The 20,524-nt window shown below is 44.7% G+C and carries 15 protein-coding genes; 8 read left to right on the top strand and 7 right to left on the bottom strand.

Annotated elements, in window-relative coordinates:
* Nucleotides 1-350 precede the first annotated feature (350 nt).
* The 4 genes from rpsA to HMPREF0663_RS08935 all read left to right on the top strand — a co-directional run bounded on the left by rpsA (nucleotide 351) and on the right by HMPREF0663_RS08935 (nucleotide 8,282).
* Nucleotides 351-2,123 carry a 30S ribosomal protein S1 gene (gene rpsA / locus HMPREF0663_RS08950; RefSeq protein ID WP_004370134.1) on the top strand — a complete coding sequence of 591 codons (1,773 nt, stop codon included), beginning with the start codon at nucleotides 351-353 and terminating at the stop codon, nucleotides 2,121-2,123.
* Nucleotides 2,124-2,596: 473 nt separating this feature from the next.
* On the top strand, nucleotides 2,597-4,567 hold the full coding sequence (rho, locus tag HMPREF0663_RS08945) for a transcription termination factor Rho (RefSeq protein ID WP_004370132.1): 1,971 nt from the start codon (nucleotides 2,597-2,599) through the stop codon (nucleotides 4,565-4,567).
* Nucleotides 4,568-4,569: 2 nt separating this feature from the next.
* Nucleotides 4,570-7,392: an excinuclease ABC subunit UvrA gene (gene uvrA, locus HMPREF0663_RS08940; RefSeq protein WP_004370131.1), complete on the top strand. Its 2,823-nt coding sequence runs from the start codon at nucleotides 4,570-4,572 to the stop codon at nucleotides 7,390-7,392.
* Nucleotides 7,392-8,282, top strand: coding sequence for a glycosyltransferase family 2 protein (locus tag HMPREF0663_RS08935; RefSeq protein ID WP_004370130.1), 891 nt, complete (start codon nucleotides 7,392-7,394; stop codon nucleotides 8,280-8,282). Before uvrA ends, HMPREF0663_RS08935 begins: the two co-directional genes overlap by 1 nt.
* On the opposite strand, the gene HMPREF0663_RS08930 is transcribed toward HMPREF0663_RS08935, so the two are convergent.
* On the bottom strand, nucleotides 8,267-9,070 hold the full coding sequence (locus HMPREF0663_RS08930; protein WP_004370129.1) for an MBL fold metallo-hydrolase: 804 nt from the start codon (nucleotides 9,068-9,070) through the stop codon (nucleotides 8,267-8,269). The genes HMPREF0663_RS08935 and HMPREF0663_RS08930 overlap by 16 nt on opposite strands.
* A gap of 155 nt (nucleotides 9,071-9,225) precedes the next feature.
* Here HMPREF0663_RS08930 and HMPREF0663_RS08925 point away from each other — a divergent pair, with 155 nt between their 5' ends.
* The gene (locus HMPREF0663_RS08925) at nucleotides 9,226-9,675 is read left to right on the top strand and encodes a hypothetical protein (protein WP_004370128.1); all 450 of its coding nucleotides are present in this window, start codon (nucleotides 9,226-9,228) and stop codon (nucleotides 9,673-9,675) included.
* On the opposite strand, the gene tamL is transcribed toward HMPREF0663_RS08925, so the two are convergent.
* Nucleotides 9,641-11,857 carry a translocation and assembly module lipoprotein TamL gene (tamL, locus tag HMPREF0663_RS08920; RefSeq protein ID WP_050786864.1) on the bottom strand — a complete coding sequence of 739 codons (2,217 nt, stop codon included), beginning with the start codon at nucleotides 11,855-11,857 and terminating at the stop codon, nucleotides 9,641-9,643. The genes HMPREF0663_RS08925 and tamL overlap by 35 nt on opposite strands.
* A 166-nt stretch (nucleotides 11,858-12,023) precedes the next feature.
* On the opposite strand from tamL, the gene HMPREF0663_RS08915 reads away from it, so the two are divergent.
* The 3 genes from HMPREF0663_RS08915 to HMPREF0663_RS08905 all read left to right on the top strand — a co-directional run bounded on the left by HMPREF0663_RS08915 (nucleotide 12,024) and on the right by HMPREF0663_RS08905 (nucleotide 15,889).
* Complete coding sequence (locus HMPREF0663_RS08915; protein ID WP_004370126.1) at nucleotides 12,024-13,739, top strand: glutamine--tRNA ligase/YqeY domain fusion protein; 1,716 nt, start codon at nucleotides 12,024-12,026, stop codon at nucleotides 13,737-13,739.
* Nucleotides 13,740-13,814: 75 nt separating this feature from the next.
* Nucleotides 13,815-15,236, top strand: coding sequence for a tetratricopeptide repeat protein (locus HMPREF0663_RS08910; RefSeq protein ID WP_004370125.1), 1,422 nt, complete (start codon nucleotides 13,815-13,817; stop codon nucleotides 15,234-15,236).
* A gap of 14 nt (nucleotides 15,237-15,250) precedes the next feature.
* Nucleotides 15,251-15,889 (top strand): DedA family protein, encoded by a 639-nt coding sequence (locus tag HMPREF0663_RS08905; protein ID WP_004370124.1) that lies wholly within the window; start codon nucleotides 15,251-15,253, stop codon nucleotides 15,887-15,889.
* Between the two features lie 75 nt (nucleotides 15,890-15,964).
* Here the strand turns inward: HMPREF0663_RS08905 and HMPREF0663_RS08900 are convergent, their stop codons facing one another.
* The 5 genes from HMPREF0663_RS08900 to HMPREF0663_RS08880 all read right to left on the bottom strand — a co-directional run bounded on the left by HMPREF0663_RS08900 (nucleotide 15,965) and on the right by HMPREF0663_RS08880 (nucleotide 20,454).
* Nucleotides 15,965-17,134, bottom strand: coding sequence for a GDP-L-fucose synthase family protein (locus tag HMPREF0663_RS08900; protein ID WP_004370123.1), 1,170 nt, complete (start codon nucleotides 17,132-17,134; stop codon nucleotides 15,965-15,967).
* Nucleotides 17,135-18,220: a GDP-mannose 4,6-dehydratase gene (gene gmd / locus HMPREF0663_RS08895; RefSeq protein ID WP_004370122.1), complete on the bottom strand. Its 1,086-nt coding sequence runs from the start codon at nucleotides 18,218-18,220 to the stop codon at nucleotides 17,135-17,137.
* A 9-nt stretch (nucleotides 18,221-18,229) separates the two neighbouring features.
* Nucleotides 18,230-19,297 (bottom strand): mannose-1-phosphate guanylyltransferase, encoded by a 1,068-nt coding sequence (locus HMPREF0663_RS08890; protein WP_004370121.1) that lies wholly within the window; start codon nucleotides 19,295-19,297, stop codon nucleotides 18,230-18,232.
* Between the two features lie 425 nt (nucleotides 19,298-19,722).
* Nucleotides 19,723-20,079, bottom strand: coding sequence for a hypothetical protein (locus HMPREF0663_RS08885; protein WP_004370119.1), 357 nt, complete (start codon nucleotides 20,077-20,079; stop codon nucleotides 19,723-19,725).
* A 66-nt stretch (nucleotides 20,080-20,145) separates the two neighbouring features.
* On the bottom strand, nucleotides 20,146-20,454 hold the full coding sequence (locus tag HMPREF0663_RS08880; RefSeq protein WP_036875511.1) for a winged helix-turn-helix domain-containing protein: 309 nt from the start codon (nucleotides 20,452-20,454) through the stop codon (nucleotides 20,146-20,148).
* Between the last annotated feature and the right edge of the window lie 70 nt (nucleotides 20,455-20,524).

Below are 20,524 nucleotides of genomic sequence, written 5' to 3'. Positions count from 1 at the left end.
CGGAGGGTGACACGATGAACCACGGAGGGTGACACGATGAACCACGGAGGGTGACACGATGAACCACGGAGGGTGACACGATGAACCACGGAGGGTGACACGATGAACCACGGAGGGTGACACGATGAACCACGGAGGGTGACACGATGAACCACGGAGGGTGACATTATGAACCACGGAGGTTGACACGATGAACCACGGAAGTTGACATCGTTAAAAATATATAAATGAGAAGCAAAATAAATATATATGCCATTTATCAACCATATAAAAATAGTAATTTTGCACCCGATTTATATTATTCACATAAAGTCTAACTTTATTAAAATTTAAAAACTTAATTATTTTTTATGTCAAATCTAAAGAACGTTGAGCCATTACAGGACTTCAATTGGGAAGAATTTGAGAATGGATCAAACACAAACGTCAGCAAGGAAGACCTCCAAAAGGCTTATGACGAAACCCTTAATAAGGTAAACGAGCACCAAGTTGTTGACGGAACTGTAATCTCTATAGACAAGAAAGAGGTTATTGTGAACATCGGTTACAAGAGTGACGGTGTTATTCCTGCCTCAGAATTCCGTTACAATCCAGATTTAAAGGTTGGCGACGTAGTGGAAGTTTACGTTGAAAACCAAGAAGACAAGAAAGGACAGCTCGTACTTTCTCATAAGAAAGCCCGTTTGAGCAAGAGCTGGGAGCGAGTTAATGCAGCCCTTGACAACGAAGAAGTTATACAAGGATACATCAAGTGCCGTACTAAAGGTGGCATGATTGTTGATGTATTCGGCATCGAGGCATTCCTCCCGGGTAGCCAAATCGACGTTCATCCTATACGCGACTACGACGTATTCGTAGGCAAGACCATGGAGTTCAAGGTTGTAAAGATCAATCAAGAGTTCCGTAATGTAGTTGTTTCTCACAAGGCTCTTATAGAAGCAGAGTTAGAAGCACAGAAGAAAGAGATCATTTCCAAGCTCGAAAAAGGTCAGGTTCTCGAAGGTACGGTCAAGAACATTACCTCTTACGGCGTATTTGTAGACCTTGGCGGTGTAGACGGACTGATCCATATTACAGACCTTTCTTGGGGACGTGTAAGCGATCCGCATGAGGTTGTGGCACTTGATCAGAAGATTAATGTTGTTATACTCGACTTTGATGAAGAGAAAAAACGTATTGCTCTCGGTCTGAAGCAGCTCACTCCACATCCTTGGGATGCACTTGATCCTAACCTTAAAGTGGGCGATCATGTGAAAGGCAAAGTAGTTGTAATGGCCGATTACGGTGCATTCGTTGAAATTGCTCCGGGTGTAGAAGGCCTGATTCACGTATCGGAAATGTCATGGAGCCAGCATCTTCGTTCTGCACAAGAGTTCATGCACGTGGGCGATGAAGTAGAGGCAGTTATCCTTACCCTCGATCGTGAGGAACGTAAGATGAGTCTCGGAATTAAACAACTCAAAGAAGATCCATGGGAAACCATCGAGGAGAAATATCCTGTTGGTTCTAAACATACGGCGAAAGTACGCAACTTTACAAACTTTGGTATCTTTGTCGAACTTGAAGAAGGCGTAGATGGACTTATCCACATCAGCGATCTTTCTTGGACTAAGAAAGTTAAACATCCTTCAGAATTTACTACACAAGGTGCAGAAATCGAAGTTGTCGTTCTTGAAATCGACAAGGAAAATCGCCGCTTGAGTCTTGGTCACAAGCAGTTAGAAGATAACCCTTGGGATACTTACGAAACTCTTTATACTCCGGGTTCGGAGCATATAGGCAAGATAACCGAAATGATGGACAAGGGTGCCGTTATCACATTGAACGAAGGTGGCGAAGGTTTTGCAACCCCCAAGCACCTCGTTAAGGAAGACGGTACACAGGCACAACTCGGCGAAGAATTACCATTTAAGGTAATAGAGTTCGTAAAAGACACCAAGCGTATCATCCTTTCTCATAGTCGTACATTCGAAGATGTGAAAGAAGATGCGAAACCTGCCCGTAAACACTCTGTAAAGAAACAGACCGATGCCCCGCAGATAAATAACGTAACTGCAGGTACATCACTCGGTGATATCGATGCCTTGGCTAAGTTGAAAGCAGAAATGGAAAAAGGAGAATAATCTTACACTCCTTTTATAAATAAATTAAGCCGGTCTTTATCGCGTGATAAAGACCGGTTTTTCTTTACACTCTTCGGCACAGAAACTATTATTACGCTATGTTGCAAACGATAAATAACATCGATTAGTTATCGTAATACACTTCCTTATCCTACCACCGGTTCACCTCGTTCCTAAATTTATACTCCCGCCAAAACGCCCACATAACGCCTATAAACCATACACCTAAAAACTTTATAAGTATTGCCTGTTCCACACAAAAAAGCCCTCTATCATCCAAACGTTTATTATTTCTTTTCAATAAAAGCCGATATACCCGCGATACAATATTAAGGAAAGTTAATTATCCACATTTTCAGCCTGTTCATTAGTGCAGAAAAAGATAAATTACTACCTTTGCATCAGATTTTAATACGACACACGTTTCCATTCAGGAAACGCTTATCATTTTCAAAATACTTTCATATTTTTATATGTATAATAAAGACGAATTATCATCTAAAAGCATCTCCGAGCTCGAAAATATAGCCAAAGAACTGGGAGCTGAGTACAACTCTGCAGCTACAAGCGAAGAACTCATCTACAGTATCCTTGACAAACAGGCCGAATTGGAGGGCAGTAAAAATCCTCTCGAATCGAAACGGAAACGCACTCGCATCATAAAACACGACAGCGACAGAGTATATACCGTAAATGGAAAAGATGGAGAAAACTTCGATGTAAAGAAGAATAAACCCACCGGAATAGAACAACAGCCGTTATTTAAAGAAGAAACAATGCAGGATACGAATGATATCAATGCAAATAATACGATACTAACTCCTGAAGAAGAGCTGGCAACCATACCGAAACATCGCGGAAGAAAGACCAAACGCGAATTAGAACTTTTGTCACAGATCGAGGCAGGAAAGCAAGACGAAAACAGAGTTGCAGACAAGACAGAAATACAGGAGAACGCTACTGAAAACGCAAAAGAAGAGCCTCAACAGGAATTTATTCCCGAAGCAGAATTTGCATCGGGCGAACAAGAAAGCAATGAAGACAAAGACAATAACATGTCTGATCTGCTTGCGCAGTTACAAGCCAAAGTTATTGCTCATAACGAAAGCGAAGAAGAAAAGCGCGAAGCTGCCGCTGAAGGTATATGGGACGGCGATCCTGCCGATGGTACCGACTTCAAGATTTTAGTAGACCTGCCTATCGAAGATCAAGGTGCAGTACCCACATTCGATATGTTCGATAATCCTACAACGCCTGTGTCGCAACCGCAACAAGCTTACCAACCTACAATATCGGGCGATAACGGCAACACACTATACGATTTTACCGACATTATCAGCGCCAACGGTGTGCTCGAAATTATGCCTGACGGTTACGGCTTTCTACGTTCCAGCGATTATAATTACTTGTCATCGCCCGACGATGTGTACGTGGCAAGCTCGCATATCAAACGCTTTGGTCTAAAAACAGGCGATGTCATCCAGTGCCATGTGCGCCCTCCACACGATGGAGAGAAATACTTTCCGCTGACAAGCATAGATAAAATCAACGGACGCGATCCCTCTCAAGTACGCGACCGTATACCGTTCGAGCATCTTACTCCGCTCTTTCCCGAAGAAAAGTTTACACTCTGTGGCGATCGGGAGACCACTAATCTCTCCACACGTGTGGTAGATCTTTTCTCTCCTATTGGCAAAGGACAGCGCGCACTCATAGTGGCACAACCGAAAACCGGTAAAACCATCTTGATGAAAGACATAGCCAATGCCATCGCGGCCAACCATCCAGAAGCGTATCTGATGATGCTTCTCATCGACGAACGCCCTGAAGAGGTTACCGACATGGCACGCACAGTGAACGCAGAGGTCATTGCATCGACATTCGACGAGCCTGCCGAGCGCCACGTAAAGATTGCCGGAATAGTATTGGAGAAAGCTAAACGCATGGTAGAATGCGGACATGACGTTGTTATCTTTTTAGATTCGATTACTCGTTTGGCCAGAGCATACAACACTGTTTCCCCTGCAAGCGGCAAAGTGCTTACAGGTGGTGTCGATGCCAATGCCCTCCAAAAGCCCAAGAGGTTCTTCGGAGCAGCCCGAAACATAGAAGGCGGCGGTTCTCTTACCATCATTGCCACGGCTTTAATCGATACAGGATCGAAGATGGACGAGGTTATTTTCGAAGAATTCAAGGGCACCGGAAACATGGAATTGCAGCTTGACCGCTCGTTAAGCAACAAGCGTATCTTCCCTGCAGTGAACCTTGTTGCCTCAAGCACACGCCGCGACGATCTGTTACAAGACAAGACCACGCTCGACCGCATGTGGATCCTGCGTAAATATATTGCCGACATGAACCCGATAGAAGCGATGAACTCCATTCACGACCGCATGGTTCGTACGCACAACAACGAAGAATTCCTGTTGTCAATGAATTCTTAAATATGGACAAATACATAGAAATTAAAGGCGCACGTGTAAACAATTTGAAGAATGTGAGCCTGAAAATTCCAAGAAACAAGTTCATTGTAATCGCCGGAGTTTCTGGTTCCGGCAAATCTTCACTGGCCTTCGACACCTTATATGCCGAAGGTCAGCGCCGTTATGTAGAGTCTCTATCGGCATACGCACGGCAGTTTCTTGGTCGTATGAGCAAGCCCGAGTGCGACTTCATTAAAGGTCTACCGCCTGCAATTGCCATTGAACAGAAAGTTATTGCCCGAAATCCCCGCAGTACAGTGGGTACCTCCACCGAGATATACGAGTATATAAGGCTGCTATTCGCCCGTATAGGGCACACGTTCTCACCTATTAGCGGACAAGAAGTAAAGAAACATTCTACCGAGGATATAGTGAAATGCGTGCAACAATATTCAAAAGGCACGAAATTTGTGATATTGGCACCGCTTCACATCGTAGAAGGACGAACGCTCGAACGCCAATTGGAAATGGAAATCCAACAAGGTTATACCAGAATATGGCATAACGGAGACTTCGAACGGATAGAAGAATTCTTGGAAAACAAGGAAAACTGTACAAATACCGATCCCAAAGAGCTTTCATTATTGATAGACAGACTGACGGTAGACAACTCGAAAGACACTCTCTCACGCCTGATAGACTCTGCCGAAACGGCTTTCTATGAGGGCAACGGGGTGTGCAGACTACTATTCTTACCATCGCATATCAGCTACGAGTTCTCTACCCGTTTCGAAGCCGACGGCATAACGTTCGAGGAACCCAACGACAATATGTTCTCTTTCAACTCGCCCTTGGGCGCATGCCCCACATGCGAAGGTTTCGGAAATGTAATAGGTATCGACGAAAGATTGGTTATTCCCAACTCTACACTAAGCGTCTACGATGGTTGTGTGCAGTGTTGGCATGGCGATAAAATGGGAATTTGGAAAGACGAGTTCTGCAGACGAGCGGCTAAAGACGGCTTCCCGATCTTCGAACCTTATATGAATCTCACCCGTAAACAGAAAGATATGCTGTGGCATGGGCTTCCCTCAGAGAGCAATCAACCACTGAAAGACCGCGTATGCATAGACTCTTTCTTCCAAATGGTGAAGGAGAACCAGTACAAGATACAGTATCGGGTGATGATGAGTCGGTATCGTGGCAAGACTATATGTCCGGATTGCCACGGTACAAGGCTGAAGGAACAGGCTTCTTGGGTAAAGATAAACGGCAGAAGCATATCGGAACTCGTCGATATGTCTATCGTAAATCTGAAAAAGTGGTTCGATAATCTGCTGTTGGATGGGCATGAAAGCGAGATAGCCAAACGACTTCTTACCGAAATCGATAACAGATTGCAGTTCTTGTTGGACGTCGGATTGGGATATCTTACACTTAATCGCCAATCGAGTACGCTTAGCGGCGGCGAAAGCCAGCGCATCAATCTCACTACTTCGCTCGGAAGTTCGCTCGTAGGTTCACTGTATATCCTCGATGAACCGAGCATCGGGCTCCATAGTCGTGATACCGATCGGCTGATTCATGTGCTGAAAGAACTGCAATCGCTGGGAAATACAGTCATTGTAGTAGAACACGACGAGGAGATTATGCGTGCTGCAGACTACATAATCGATGTAGGTCCCGATGCCGGACGGTTGGGTGGAGAGATTGTATTCGAGGGGCCAAGTGAAGTGTTGCAACAGAGTAACGCCACATTGCTAAAAAAATATCCTCGTTCGTACACAATCAAATATCTCACAGGTGCCGAAAATATCGATGTTCCGTCGAGCCGCCGAAAATGGAATATGGCAATAGAACTCAAGGGAGCCCGCATGAATAATCTGCATGGCATCAACGTTAAATTCCCGTTGAATGTACTCAATGTGGTAACAGGTGTAAGCGGTTCGGGCAAGTCTTCGCTAATCAAGGGCATTCTTTATCCCGCCATAAAACGACATTTGGATGAGGTAGCCGACGTACCGGGGGAATATATCTCACTCGAAGGTGATTGGGAAACCATCAAGCACATAGAATTTGTAGACCAAAATCCTATCGGAAGGAGCACACGATCTAATCCTGCCACATACGTAAAGGCCTATGACGCCATACGTCAGCTATTTTCAGAGCAGCCACTTGCCAAACAAATGGGCTTATCTCCACAGTATTTCTCATTCAATACCGAGGGCGGACGCTGCGAGGAATGCAAAGGAGCAGGAGTGATCACCGTGGAAATGCAGTTTATGGCCGACCTTGTGCTTGAATGCGAGACATGCCATGGCGAGCGATTTAAACGAGATGTGCTGGATGTACAGTACAAAGGCAAGAATATTAACGATGTTCTGAATATGACGGTATCCGAAGCTATTGCTTTCTTCGATGCTAACAAACAGAGCCAGATAGTCGGTAAACTGAAACCACTCGAGGATGTCGGGCTTGGTTATATTAAGTTAGGACAGAATTCTTCCACCCTTTCGGGCGGAGAAAACCAACGTGTAAAACTGGCTTATTTCATCGGACAGGAACATCAGGAGCCCACTCTGTTCATCTTCGACGAACCTACTACCGGTCTTCATTTCCACGACATCAAGCGTCTTTTGGGCGCATTCGACGCTTTGATAGACCGCGGACACACGATTATCGTTATCGAGCATAACCTCGATGTGATAAAATGTGCCGACTACATCAACGACTTAGGGCCGGATGGAGGCGACAATGGCGGAAATCTGGTATGCGCCGGAACGCCCGAAGATATAGCGGCGTGTCAGGAAAGCCTGACAGGCAAATATCTGAAAGACAAACTCTGATGAAGACAGAACTGTCGATACTCATCCCTACGTATAACGACTGTTGTCTCGAATTAGTGAGGCAATTGGCGGAACAGGCACAAAATATCGAAGACCTACATGCCTATGAAATCATCGTAGCCGACGACGGATCGACGGAAAAAGAGACTGTTGAAGCCAACAGACCGATTAACAATATCGAGCATTGCCGATATATAGAAAGATCAGAGAATAGAGGTAGGGCGATTATACGTAACTTCTTGGCACAACAGGCATGCCATGCATGGCTGTTATACATAGACTCTGATATGACCGTTATCCGCAAAGATTTTTTGAAGACCTATTTAACATGCGCAGGAACACAGGTTGTTTACGGCGGATATAAGGTGCTCGGCAGGCACCAAGGCAACCTGCGTTTCATGTACGAGAAACGGGCAGAACGGAAACATTCTGCAGCAATGAGGACCAAAAAGCCCCATCTGGATTTTCATACATCCAACTTTCTTGTCTCGAAAACAGTAATAGCGACAACTCCATTGGATACGCGTTTTCGGCATTATGGGTATGAAGACGTGTTATTCGGCAAGATTCTACATGAGAAAAATATCCGGATAGCACACATAGACAACCCGCTCGGCTTCGACAGATTTGAAAACAACGACAGTTTTTTGGCCAAAACAGAAGAGGGATTACGCACCCTTTACCAATTCAGGAACGAACTGAACGATTATTCCCGTATACTGCAAACCGTCCGCCAATTAAGAAAATTCGGTTTAACAAATATGGCGGAAGCCATCTTCCGTTGGCGAAAAAACAAATGGAAGGCCATACTTTGCAGCAACAAACCTTCCATCTTACTGTTCTATTTTTATAAAATAGGTTATTTTCTTTCCCTCTATTCCAAGTCGTAAAGCAAGCTCGGCGTCTTTCGTTTCAACACATCAAGCAAGAAATCCTTGCCCGCTATGATACCATGACTGCGCAACATATGCTCCACAGTCTTGCGGGCTAACTCCGGATGGTTGTTCTCCCCGCTTAGATGGCACAGCCACACATGGCGCAGATGTTCCGTAGCATTCTCCGTTAGAGCCGTCGCACAGTCGTTGTTGCTCAAATGTCCGGTCGGACCGGATATACGTGTTTGCAGATGTTGAGGGTATGGGCCGGAAGCCAACATCTCCTCATCATGATTGGCTTCTATTACCAAATAGTTGGCTTCACCTATGCTCTGTTTCATCTCTTCCGTCAGATGTCCTGCGTCTGTGATAAGACAAAAGGTAATACCTCCATGCTCTATCTTATATCCCACATTGTCACTACTGTCGTGAGGCACCTCGAAAGGAGTCACAATAAATTCTCCTACCTGTATCGAAACATCTTTTTCCACGATTTCAACACGCTCGGGAGCAATCTTATTGCGTACACAATAATTCTGTTCGATACCCACATGAACTTTATGGGTAGCATAAACCGGCAGGTTATAATCGCGGCTGATACTGCCGACAGACTTCACATGATCGGTATGGTCGTGAGTAATAAGTATATGATGGATGGCAGACAGCGATAATCCATATTCGCGAAAATGCTTCTTGAGTATGCGTATTCCCACACCGGAATCTATCATCAAGCCGTCATTTTCTGTGAACAGGCAATAGCAGTTTCCACTACTACCGCTGCCGAAAGAAATGAATTTCAACATTATTTGTAATATTTATTTACAAAGACAGTGCAAGTCGAACGCAATCAAGCTTGCTTGAAATTGCTGTAGCATAGCTTATTTAATGCAAAAGTACGCAAAAGCAACGATATTACCAAAGTTTTTATTTACCTTTGTCCTTATTTAATTATTTTCTTATGAAATTTCATTTCGGCAAATCTGCAATGCTTCTGTCGTTGCTCCTCATTGCATGTAACGGCATACATACAAACGATGAAGAACGGTTGAAAGATAATGTAGATTCTTTTGCCACCGCATATTTCAATTGGCAATATAAGGCAGCGCTGCCTTTTTGTACACAAGAGTCGGAGCAATGGCTCAGGTATGCCGCCTCGAATGTGCACCAAGAAGACGTAGACATCTTACGTGCACAAGATGAGGGCGCCTCGCATGAGATCAACGAAATTGTATATAATAAAGATGATTCTACAGCCTATGCCCGTATTACCGTAAGAAATTTCTTGCAAATGGATACGATCGGCACCGCCGGACATATAGTGAAAGAGGCGCAAATACGCATTCCGTTGGTGTTACGCAATAAGAAATGGCTCGTTAAAATGGAAGCCCCACTGCAAAATGAAAGGTAAAATCGCGGCTGAAATCGGGATGGAAGACGGCATAATGTTCCTTCTTGGTCTCATAGGCAGGATTGATAGCTTTCATACCCATATCGAAACGCAGAACGAAATAGTCGAAATTCAATCGTAGACCTATGCCATAAGCCACGGCAATCTGCTTATAAAAGTCCTTAAAACTAAACTGTCCGCCGGGTTGTTCCTCGTAATTGCGCAACGTCCAGATATTTCCGGCATCGATAAACAGCGCTCCATTGAACTTCCAAAATAGATATGAACGGTATTCTGCATTCAAATCAAGCTTCATATCGCCCGTTTGATTGATGAAATCTATACGCCCATCCGTCCCTTTGAACTTGCCCGGACCAAGATGCCTCACACTCCATCCCCTCACAGAATTGGCACCTCCCGCGAAATAACGTTTCTCAAAAGGCAATACTTTGCTGTTTCCATAGGGATAAGCTATACCGAAGTCGGCATGTAGAGCCAGCGAATTGTGCTCATCAAACTTAATCAAACGAGTATAGTCTATATCGGCTTTTACGTATTGTGCATAGGCTATGTTAAACAGATTGTACTGCCCGTTGCTGTTTTTCTTAAATCCGAAAGTATGAGAGATACCGTTTAATAGATTTCCGGCCATCTCGAAGTTGGTTCGAAGTGCATGTATACCGTTATTATAAGACAGCCCGAAACCCATCTTCATGATAAACAAATCTTCATAGTTATAGCGCAATATGGCATTTCTTGTACTGACATTATCCAAATAATCGTGCTTGAAAGTTTCCGAAATCCATGGCATGTACACATAGTTCAAGTCTAACAAATCGAATCGATATGACAAATGATGGTGAGGTTCGCTCCATCTATAGCGCCAAGCCGTAGAAAATATTCGCCGATGGAACTCCGGTCGATTCTGTAAGTCGTAACTTACAGAAAGCTCGGATGTGGCGCCGCTCTGCCTTCTGAACGATCTCGAAAGGAACGGGGCTACAAATCGAGGGAAAGCAAGTTTAGACTGTATGCTGTATTCCTGATAGTCCTGATCCTTATAACCGTCGAGCCCTTTGATTGCTTCATAGGCACCACGCAGTTCAATACTTAGCACTTCGCTTCCTCGAAATAAGTTCCGATTCTCATAGATCAACGATGCAGCAGCGCCAAAGTCCCCTGCAGTGTTGGTACCTTCGGGTTGGAAGGCAATTGTATTGGGTTTATTGGTACTTATCTGAATATCACAATCGAGCAAGGTGGTGTCAGGAACTTCGGTAAACTTGATACTCGTGTATTTTATGGCCTGCATACGCGAGAAGTTATTGTACGTCTTCTGCAAATTGGCGCTGCTGTAAACTTCGCCAGACCTTATGCGTGTGTTGTCATCAAGTATCCTCTCGCGAATATGCGTCGGCTCTCCATTCTCACCATGAAAGTTCACATTCCGGATGAAATAGTGCGGATGAGGTACTTCGGGCGCCTTACTATTGGCACGATATCTCAATAGTTCGAGCGTAATATCTATGTCTGTGCTGTTTAGAGCCGAGTCGGCGCGGTACTGTATAAAATCTTTATGAAAACGATAATAGCCGTTATTGTTAAGAATATCCGTTATACGTTTTCGCTCTGCGTCCAAATTATCCACAGTAAACCGACTTCCGGCACGCAAACCACGGTTCTCCACCTTATCCATTTGCAACAATTTGGCGATATTCTCATCCTGAATATCATATTTAATGGAATGAATTCGATACGGTTCACCCGGCATTAAATGATAGATTGCCTTAATCTTCTTACCTTTAATCTTGGTTTCTAACCTTGCATCGCCATGCATATATCCCATATTGTGCAAGGAATTACGCAGGTCGTTACATGAAAGTCGCGCCTGTACAGTATCGAAAATAACCGGCTTTTCGCCTATATTGCGCAACGTTCTATTAATCCATTTCGTCGTATCACGCCCAGAAAGAGCATAGGTTCCCAAAGGAACTTTAAAGATAGAAAACCATTTAGAATTGGCCTTTTGGCGTATATATGGCATCAAGGCATCACCATTAAAGCCTTTCTGATCGCTTTTTATCTCCACACTTTCAAGCAGATACTCCTGCTCGCCTACAAACTTAGTAGCCGAACACCCCGCAAGAATGAGCACATAAACGATGCCTATAAGCATCTTTGAGCATACTCTCAACCTCTCCATTTGTGCAAATGTATGAAAAAATCCCCACACATTACTCCATCGATATTATTTATTTGGTTTTGTTAAATAATTATATTGTTTTTTCTTCTGTCTCAATATTAATATTTATCTTTGCGGAAGATAGGCGGGTAGAAAGACCATGCCAAACTCATATCATCAAAATATTATGACAGTAACAGTAGAAAATAATAGCGACGAAAAGAAAAGTCTTAACTTCGTAGAACAACTTGTAGAAGAAGATATTGCCGAAGGTAAAAATGGCAAACGCATACAAACGCGCTTTCCGCCGGAACCAAATGGTTACCTACATATAGGCCATGCCAAGGCTATTTGTATGGACTTCGGCATCGCAGAGAAATATAAAGGGGTGTGTAACCTACGGTTCGACGACACTAACCCCTCCAAAGAGAACAACGAATATGTGGAAAATATCTTGAATGATATATCATGGCTTGGCTTTAAATGGGGAAATATTTACTACGCTTCGGACTATTTTGAGAAATTATGGCAGTTTGCAGTGTGGATGATTAGGCAGGGTAACGCCTACGTAGACGAGCAAACAGCCGAACAGATAGCCGAACAAAAAGGCACACCCACTACGCCCGGCACGCCTTCACCCTACCGCAATCGCCCCATGGAAGAGAGTCTGGCGCTGTTCAACAAGATGAATACTACCGACGCAGTGGAGGGAAGTATGGTATTAAGAGCCAAACTCGATATGGCTAACCCCAACATGCATTTCCGCGATCCTATCATGTATCGCATCATACATACACCACATCATCGAACCGGAACCAAGTGGAATTGTTACCCGATGTACGACTTTGCGCACGGACAGAGTGACTATTTCGAAGGTGTAACCCACTCCATCTGCACATTGGAGTTCGTTCCACACCGCCCACTTTACGATAAATTCATCGATTTCCTTAAAGATATGGACGGTACAGCCGGCAATTTAAACGACAATCGGCCGCGACAAATAGAATTCAACCGGCTTAATCTCACTTATACAGTTATGAGCAAGCGCAAGTTACACACACTTGTAGACGAGCAATTGGTAAGTGGTTGGGACGATCCGCGGATGCCTACGCTTTGCGGAATGCGCCGCCGAGGCTATTCCCCCGAAAGCATACGACGCTTCATCGACTCGATTGGCTACACTAAGTTCGATGCCTTGAACGACGTGGCATTACTTGAAGCGGCGGTACGCGACGATCTGAACAAGATAGCCTGCCGAGTTTCCGCCGTTCTGAACCCCGTGAAACTGGTCATTACCAACTATCCGGACGGCTTAACTGAAGAAATGGAAGCCGTAAACAATCCAGAGAAGGAGGCCGACGGCACCCACCGCATTACGTTCTCCAAACATCTGTGGATAGAACGTGATGACTTTATGGAAGACGCACCTAAGAAATTCTTCCGTATGACGCCCGAAAAGGAGGTTCGCTTAAAGAATGCGTACATCGTGAAATGCACAGGTTGCACCAAAGATGCGGCAGGAAATATCATCGAGATACAGGCTGAATATGATCCGGACAGTAAAAGCGGCATGGACGGAGCCAACCGCAAGGTGAAAGGAACGCTGCATTGGGTATCGGCAGACCATTACAAAAGGGCAGAGATACGTGAGTACGACCGGTTGTTCTCTGTAGAAAATCCGTCGGCAGACGAACGCGATTTCCACGATTTACTGAACCCAGACTCGCTTCATGTGAACCGTGAATGCTACGTAGAGAATTATGCTGCCGATAAAAAAGCGGGCGAATATCTGCAATTCCAACGCATTGGATACTTCATGGCCGATTTGGATTCCACGGCCGAACACCCCGTTTTCAATAAAACCGTGGGACTTAAAGACACGTGGGCCAAGCAAAATAAGTAAAGGAAAAACAGGAAATGATAGAAATTGAGGCAATAAGCGTTCACTTTCTATCATTCGTTCTCCATCCAGCTAAACATGGCATATAAAGACAATTATTTCGACACACCGGAATTCAAAAACAAGTTCAAAATATACGAAGAGGCTGTGCAACAGGGCAATTCGGTATATATGGAACCTGAAGACTTGGTCGATATTGCCGAATTTTACCACAGCCGAAACAACTACGATAAGTCTTTAAACGCCATAAACTATGCCATCAACATGTTTGAAGGTGCCACTTCGCCTCTCGTCTTCAGAGCCAGATTGGCCTTATTCCACGAAGACGATCCTGATAAAGCCGACAGTTTTGCCGAACAAATCGATGACAAAACCGACTTAGATTATTTCTATATCAAGGCTGAAATTATACTTGCCAAGGATCAAGCAAAACAGGCAGACGCGTATCTTGAGGCATGTATGAACAATATAGACGAGGAAGAGCGCGAGGATTTTATCACTGATGCGGCTACACTCTTTGCCGATTACGACATTTTCGATAAGGCTCAGAAGTGGCTCTCCATGGCTACAGATCAAACATCCGCCTATTATAAGGAACTTAAAGGGCGAATTGCCTTGGGCAAAGGCAACTACGAAGAGAGCGAAAACATATTCAATGAACTGATAGATGGCGATCCTTATTCCGGTCCTTATTGGAACAACTTGGCTTCTTCGCAGTTTCTACGCAACCATATCAACGAATCTATCACAAGCAGCGAGTTTTCTATCGCCATTAATCCCAACGACGAAGAGGCCATACTCAACAAGGCGAACGGACTGTTCAGCCTCGGTAATTACGAAGAAGCGTTGGAATATTACCGGCATTTCTCTCAACTGTGCCCTGAAGAAGAAACGGGCGAGATATTTCAAGGTATCGCACTCGTAAATCTGAACCGTTTGGAAGAAGCGATAGAACATCTGAAAAAGGCCGAAGAACTTAGTTCGGAACAGTCGCCCAATCTAAAAGAAATATACAGAGAACTGGTGTTCACACTCTCTCATTTAGGGAAATTAGACGAAGCTCTGCACTATACGAACAAGATAGAAGCACTGGATAAAGACGACAAAGTGGGCATTATGACGCTCAGGGGCCACCTCTATTTAGAAAACGAGCACACTAAAGAAGCCGAAGAGTGCTTTAAATACGCCATGCTCAATACCAAAACGCCGAGCAGTACCGTATTTAAAATAGCCGTATCGGCATACGATTGCGGTTACATACCGCTGGCCTACAAGATGCTGCACGCTCTGATAGACGAAATAACCGGCCCCGACAACAATGTGGGATATTCCTATTTGGCACTTTGCTGCAGGTATTTAGGAAAGACAGAGGAATTTCTTGCCTCCGTAAAGCAGGCGTGCAAACACAATCCGGAGGAAGCAAGAGCCGTGCTCGGCGAGCTGTTTCCGCAAGATATAGAGCCCAAAGATTACTACAATTTCTTAATTAATAACGAATAACAAATAAAATTTTCATGAATTGGCTATCTACTTTATTAGGTAACTTGAACTATGGTACAATCTTTTTTCTGATGCTTCTCGAGAGCACGGTGATACCTGTACCGTCGGAATTTGTAGTATCTCCTGCTGCTTATCATGCCGCAGCAGGCAACTTGAATATATTTCTTGTCATACTTTTCGCTACGCTCGGGGCCGACTGCGGTGCCACAATCAACTACTTGGCGGGCTATTATCTCGGCCGGCCTATTATCTATAGGTTCGCAAACAGCAAGTGGGGACGCCTTTGCATGCTCAATCAAGAGAAGGTAGAGAAGAGCGAAAGGTACTTCGATAACCACGGAATGGTGGCCACGATTACCGGAAGACTGCTGCCGGGCATACGACATTTGATTTCCATACCGGCAGGACTGGCCAAGATGAACTACTGGAAATTTCTGCTATACACCACCCTTGGCGCCGGCGTATGGAACTGTATCCTCGCCATATTAGGCTGGTATCTGCACACCATCGTACCCGAAGAACAGCTAAACGACAAGATTGCCGAATACGGAGAATACATTAAGGTGGCAATTATGGTGCTGGTTGCTGTGGCATTGGTATATTTCATGATAAGAATGCTTATCAAACGCAGGCGGAACATCAAGCAGTCGTAGACACGAAAAAGCCGCCGTATCGCAGGAGAACCCCACATATACGGCGGCTATATTTATAATCTGTCGGAAACAGACCTACCTTATACTGTCTTTATACCATAGGAATAACTTGTTCACTCCCTCCTCTATTTCCACACGATGCTTCCATCCGAGGCTGTGAAGTTTACTTACATCGATCAGTTTACGTGGTGTTCCGTCGGGTTTCGAAGCGTCGAAAACAACTTCGCCCCCAAAGCCTACAGTCTTTACAACGAGCTCAGAAAGCGCACGAATGGTGAGTTCCTTGCCCGTACCCACGTTGATATGGCAGTTTCTTATCTCGCCCAACGACGGGATGGCACCGCCCCTGCCCTTGCTGTTATCGCGGTCTACCGCTCCATCAACGGCCGCTCCGTAGAACACGGAACTATATTTGTCGATGCCAATCACGTCTTTAAAGTCTACATTCAGCAGCACATGCACGCTCGCATCGGCCATATCTTCGCTCCAAAGAAACTCGCGTAATGGCGTTCCCGTGCCCCAAAGCGTCACTTTGTTGTTCTCTATGCCGTACTTGGCCAGCACATCCAGTATCTCTTTTTGGCTGTTTGCACCTGTTACACCCTCTACCGGCCGCTTGTCCATATCCGCTTTAACGGCATTCCAATCGTCGTCATGAATGAGTTTTGCAAGGTAAATCTTGCGCATCATCGCAGGCATAACGTGCGAGTTCTCTAAATGGAAGTTGTCGTTAGGGCCATAGAGATTGGTCGGCATCACAGCTATATAATTCGTACCATACTGAAGATTGTAGCTTTCACACATCTTCAAACCCGCGATTTTCGCAATGGCATACTCCTCGTTGGTATATTCCAGCGGCGACGTAAGCAGTGCATCTTCCTTCATGGGCTGCGGTGCGTTCTTGGGATAAATACAGGTTGAACCGAGAAAAAGCAACTTCTTCACACGATGAGAAAAGGCATTGCCGATGACATTGCATTGCATTTTCATGTTTTGCATGATGAAGTCGGCGCGATAAAGCGAGTTTGCCATGATGCCGCCAACAAAGGCTGCCGCCAACACAACGGCGTCGGGACGCTCCTCATCGAAGAATTTGGTAACTGCAACTTGGTCGGTAAGATCAAGTTCGCGGTGCGTTCTGCCCACGAGATTGCTGTATCCGCGCTGCTCGAGATTGTTCCATATTGCAGAGCCCACTAACCCACGGTGCCCTGCAATGTATATTTTATCGTTTTTATTTAACATCTATTCCGGTAATTGAGCTTTAAGATACAACTTCCTAACGAACTTCATATCGTGGGCGACCATCAGTTTTACCAACTCTTCGAACGATGTCTTGCGCGGGTTCCAGCCCAGCGTCTTCTTGGCTTTCGTAGGATCTCCGAGCAATTGTTCTACCTCTGCCGGACGGAAATATTTGGGATCGACCTCGACAAGCACCTTGCCTGTCTTCGCATCAACGCCTTTTTCGTCTATTCCTTTGCCTTCCCACCGCAGTTCTATGCCCGCTTCTTTGAAAGCCAACGTACAAAATTCACGTACCGTATGCATCTCTCCCGTGGCTATAACGAAGTCTTCGGGCTGCTTTTGTTGCAGGATAAGCCACATACACTCCACATAATCCTTGGCGTAACCCCAGTCGCGGCGGGCATCCATATTGCCCAGATACAGCTTATCCTGATAACCTTGCGCTATTCTGCAGGCTGCCAATGTGATCTTTCTGGTAACGAAATTCTCGCCGCGACGCTCGCTTTCGTGATTGAAAAGAATGCCGTTGCAGCAATACATGCCGTAAGATTCGCGATAATTCTTCATAATCCAAAAGCCGTAGAGCTTAGCCACAGCATAAGGAGAGCGGGGATAGAAAGGCGTTGTTTCGCGCTGCGGAACCTCTTGTACCTTGCCGAAAAGCTCAGAAGTAGACGCTTGATAAATCTTACACGTCTTGTCTAAGCCGCATATCCGCACCGCCTCGAGCAAGCGGAGCACACCCACGGCATCGGTATCTGCCGTGTATTCCGGCACATCGAAGCTCACTTTTACATGACTTTGTGCCGCCAGATTGTAAATTTCCGTGGGCTTTACCTCGCCTATAATGCGAATTAGCGACGACGAATCGGTCATATCGGCCCAATGCAGGTCGATCAATCGCTGTTTCTTCATATCGCGTACCCATTCGTCAAGGTACAAATGTTCGATACGACCTGTATTGAACGACGAGCTGCGACGCAGCAATCCATGCACTTCATACCCTTTCTCTCCGAGGAATTCGGCCAAATAACTTCCGTCTTGTCCTGTAATTCCTGTTATTAAAGCTACTTTTCTTTCCATATTTTCTGTTTATTCTTCTCCGCTGTACTGTTTGATTTTCTGTTCTTCGCTCAACTTGCAAATGAGTAAAGCATCATCTTTCTCGGCAACAATGTAGTTATCCAATCCCTGTATCACTACTTTCTTTTCCTGTGTGGTATGTATGATACAGTTATGAGAATCGAACAATAGTATATTTTCGCCTATGCAACTGTTGCCGTAGATATCGTGTTTGGTTTGCGCAAGCAGCGATCCCCATGTGCCGAGATCGCTCCATCCGAAATCGGCAGGACATACGAATATCTCTTCTGCCTTTTCCATAATGGCGTAATCCACCGATATATTTTCGCACTCAGGATAACGCAGATCGATCATTTCCTGCTCCCTGTCGGTGCCGTAAAAGTCTTTCAAGCCCTCGAACACCTTGGATATAGAGGGGTGATAAATACGGAACGCGTTGACTATCGTACTCACACTCCAGATAAAAATCCCCGCATTCCAGAAATAGTTGTTCTGTCTGATATAGCTCTGTGCCGTGGCTGCATCAGGTTTCTCGCGGAAAGAATCCACACGGAATATCTCTCTGTTGCGTGGAGAACTGGTGCTTAGGTCGGCTTGAATATACCCGTATCCCGTTTCGGGGCGTGTCGGACGCATGCCCAAAGTCACTATAGCGTCGGTTTCGCTTGTGAATTTCAGACACGAAACCACCACCCGCTGAAACTCGTTGGGACTCGTAACGATATGATCGCTCGGAGTTACTACGATATTAGCATGCGGATCGACCATCTTTATACGCCAACTGACATAAGCGATACATGGTGCTGTGTTCCTTCGACACGGCTCTAAAAGAATATGATCTTGGGGTATTTCGGGTAATTGTTGCTTAACTAAGTCGGCATAACGCCGATTTGTAAGCACCCAAACGTTGTTTGAATTGCAAATACCCTTAAAACGATCGAGTGTAAGTTGTAGCAGTGAGCGCCCTACACCCAGTACATCAATAAATTGCTTGGGCCGTTCGGCAGTGCTCATCGGCCAAAAGCGACTGCCTACACCACCGGCCATAATAACTAAATGATTACTGTTTTGCGCCATAAATATATTTCATTTTTCATACAGTATGGTGACAAAGATACAAAAAATAACCGAGTTAAAGTTAAAAAAGACGTTTTTTAAAACTTACTGACCGAAGCTGTTACACATAAATGACCGGAATTTTCATATCAAAGAAAATAAATCTTTCATTCTTACGTCGTTCGATAAAATGCCTTGTCCTAATATTATTTTATTGACAACAGTAAAGTTTCTGTCATACAGTCGGCGCATCCGGCACTCTAACGAACTATTTATCAGCATATTATAAAATAATGACTAAACGACAAGAAAAACAAGAAAAGGAACATATACAATTCAGCAAGTAAGATAACAAAGCTATTTCATTGGGGCACAAGGGTAAGAATGACCGATGAAGATACCTTCGATGATTATCATTAATTGGAGAGAAAAGAATTATTATAGCCTTAATTATTGTCTGAAAAACTGTCGAACAGCGGCAGAGAACTGTCTTCCTGTCCACGAGAGGCATTCTCATCATCATCGATAGCATGATCGGCAAACTGCAACATCAGCTGCATGGTCTCCTGCGAATTATAGTTCAAACGGTACATACCCCGCCGTTCCGTCCGCTCTATAATCGAATTGCGATTTTTAGAGTTGCGCAAAAGATATTGCGTAACATAAACATGCACCTCTTCAAAATCGAGTATGCAAAACAGTGAATTGCACGCATTGAACACATGGCGTGCAACCTTTTGTACAGACAGGCCTTCACTACCGGCCTCGCAGAGTACTTTGATTATCTCCTTATCGTAATTCATTATAAATAAAAAGAGAGCTGTAGACTTGTTCCGCAGCTCTCTTTCGAATATCCTTAACAATCTTTGTCAAGCCAATACGATGAGATTGTTCTCGCCTTTGACCTTGCCTTCTTTGAAGAGCCAGCCAATACCCAGATAAGCTTCTTCAGTGCTTATCTTTGCCGTTTTAGCAATCTCAGCAATGCTTAGAGCCTTACCTGCTGCAGCTAAAGTCTGATAGACATCGCCTGCACGGAAACCTACGTTCTCTGCATTTACAACTACTTCCGCTTTCGTTGCTACTACTTTCTTCGCTGTAGTGCTCGCTTTTTTAGGAGCAGACACTTTCTTTACCGTAGCGGAGGCCTTCTTTTCTGTTGCTTTCTTTTCTGCCATAACTTGAAAAAAATAAATTCCTTTTAACCTAAGTGGTTTCATTCTCTTTATAGAGACATGGCAAAAGTAC

It is taken from the genome of Hoylesella oralis ATCC 33269, from assembly GCF_000185145.2.
Lineage (GTDB): Bacteria > Bacteroidota > Bacteroidia > Bacteroidales > Bacteroidaceae > Prevotella > Prevotella phocaeensis.
This window is presented reverse-complemented; position numbering and strand designations above follow the sequence as displayed.

What these genes read in the sequence shown, in the direction of transcription:
- rpsA (WP_004370134.1), top strand. Translation starts at nt 351, where the DNA reads ATGTCAAATCTAAAGAACGTTGAGCCATTACAGGACTTCAATTGGGAA.
- rho (WP_004370132.1), top strand. Translation starts at nt 2,597, where the DNA reads ATGTATAATAAAGACGAATTATCATCTAAAAGCATCTCCGAGCTCGAA.
- uvrA (WP_004370131.1), top strand. Translation starts at nt 4,570, where the DNA reads ATGGACAAATACATAGAAATTAAAGGCGCACGTGTAAACAATTTGAAG.
- HMPREF0663_RS08935 (WP_004370130.1), top strand. Translation starts at nt 7,392, where the DNA reads ATGAAGACAGAACTGTCGATACTCATCCCTACGTATAACGACTGTTGT.
- HMPREF0663_RS08930 (WP_004370129.1), bottom strand. Translation starts at nt 9,070, where the DNA reads ATGTTGAAATTCATTTCTTTCGGCAGCGGTAGTAGTGGAAACTGCTAT.
- HMPREF0663_RS08925 (WP_004370128.1), top strand. Translation starts at nt 9,226, where the DNA reads ATGAAATTTCATTTCGGCAAATCTGCAATGCTTCTGTCGTTGCTCCTC.
- tamL (WP_050786864.1), bottom strand. Translation starts at nt 11,857, where the DNA reads ATGGAGAGGTTGAGAGTATGCTCAAAGATGCTTATAGGCATCGTTTAT.
- HMPREF0663_RS08915 (WP_004370126.1), top strand. Translation starts at nt 12,024, where the DNA reads ATGACAGTAACAGTAGAAAATAATAGCGACGAAAAGAAAAGTCTTAAC.
- HMPREF0663_RS08910 (WP_004370125.1), top strand. Translation starts at nt 13,815, where the DNA reads ATGGCATATAAAGACAATTATTTCGACACACCGGAATTCAAAAACAAG.
- HMPREF0663_RS08905 (WP_004370124.1), top strand. Translation starts at nt 15,251, where the DNA reads ATGAATTGGCTATCTACTTTATTAGGTAACTTGAACTATGGTACAATC.
- HMPREF0663_RS08900 (WP_004370123.1), bottom strand. Translation starts at nt 17,134, where the DNA reads ATGTTAAATAAAAACGATAAAATATACATTGCAGGGCACCGTGGGTTA.
- gmd (WP_004370122.1), bottom strand. Translation starts at nt 18,220, where the DNA reads ATGGAAAGAAAAGTAGCTTTAATAACAGGAATTACAGGACAAGACGGA.
- HMPREF0663_RS08890 (WP_004370121.1), bottom strand. Translation starts at nt 19,297, where the DNA reads ATGGCGCAAAACAGTAATCATTTAGTTATTATGGCCGGTGGTGTAGGC.
- HMPREF0663_RS08885 (WP_004370119.1), bottom strand. Translation starts at nt 20,079, where the DNA reads ATGAATTACGATAAGGAGATAATCAAAGTACTCTGCGAGGCCGGTAGT.
- HMPREF0663_RS08880 (WP_036875511.1), bottom strand. Translation starts at nt 20,454, where the DNA reads ATGGCAGAAAAGAAAGCAACAGAAAAGAAGGCCTCCGCTACGGTAAAG.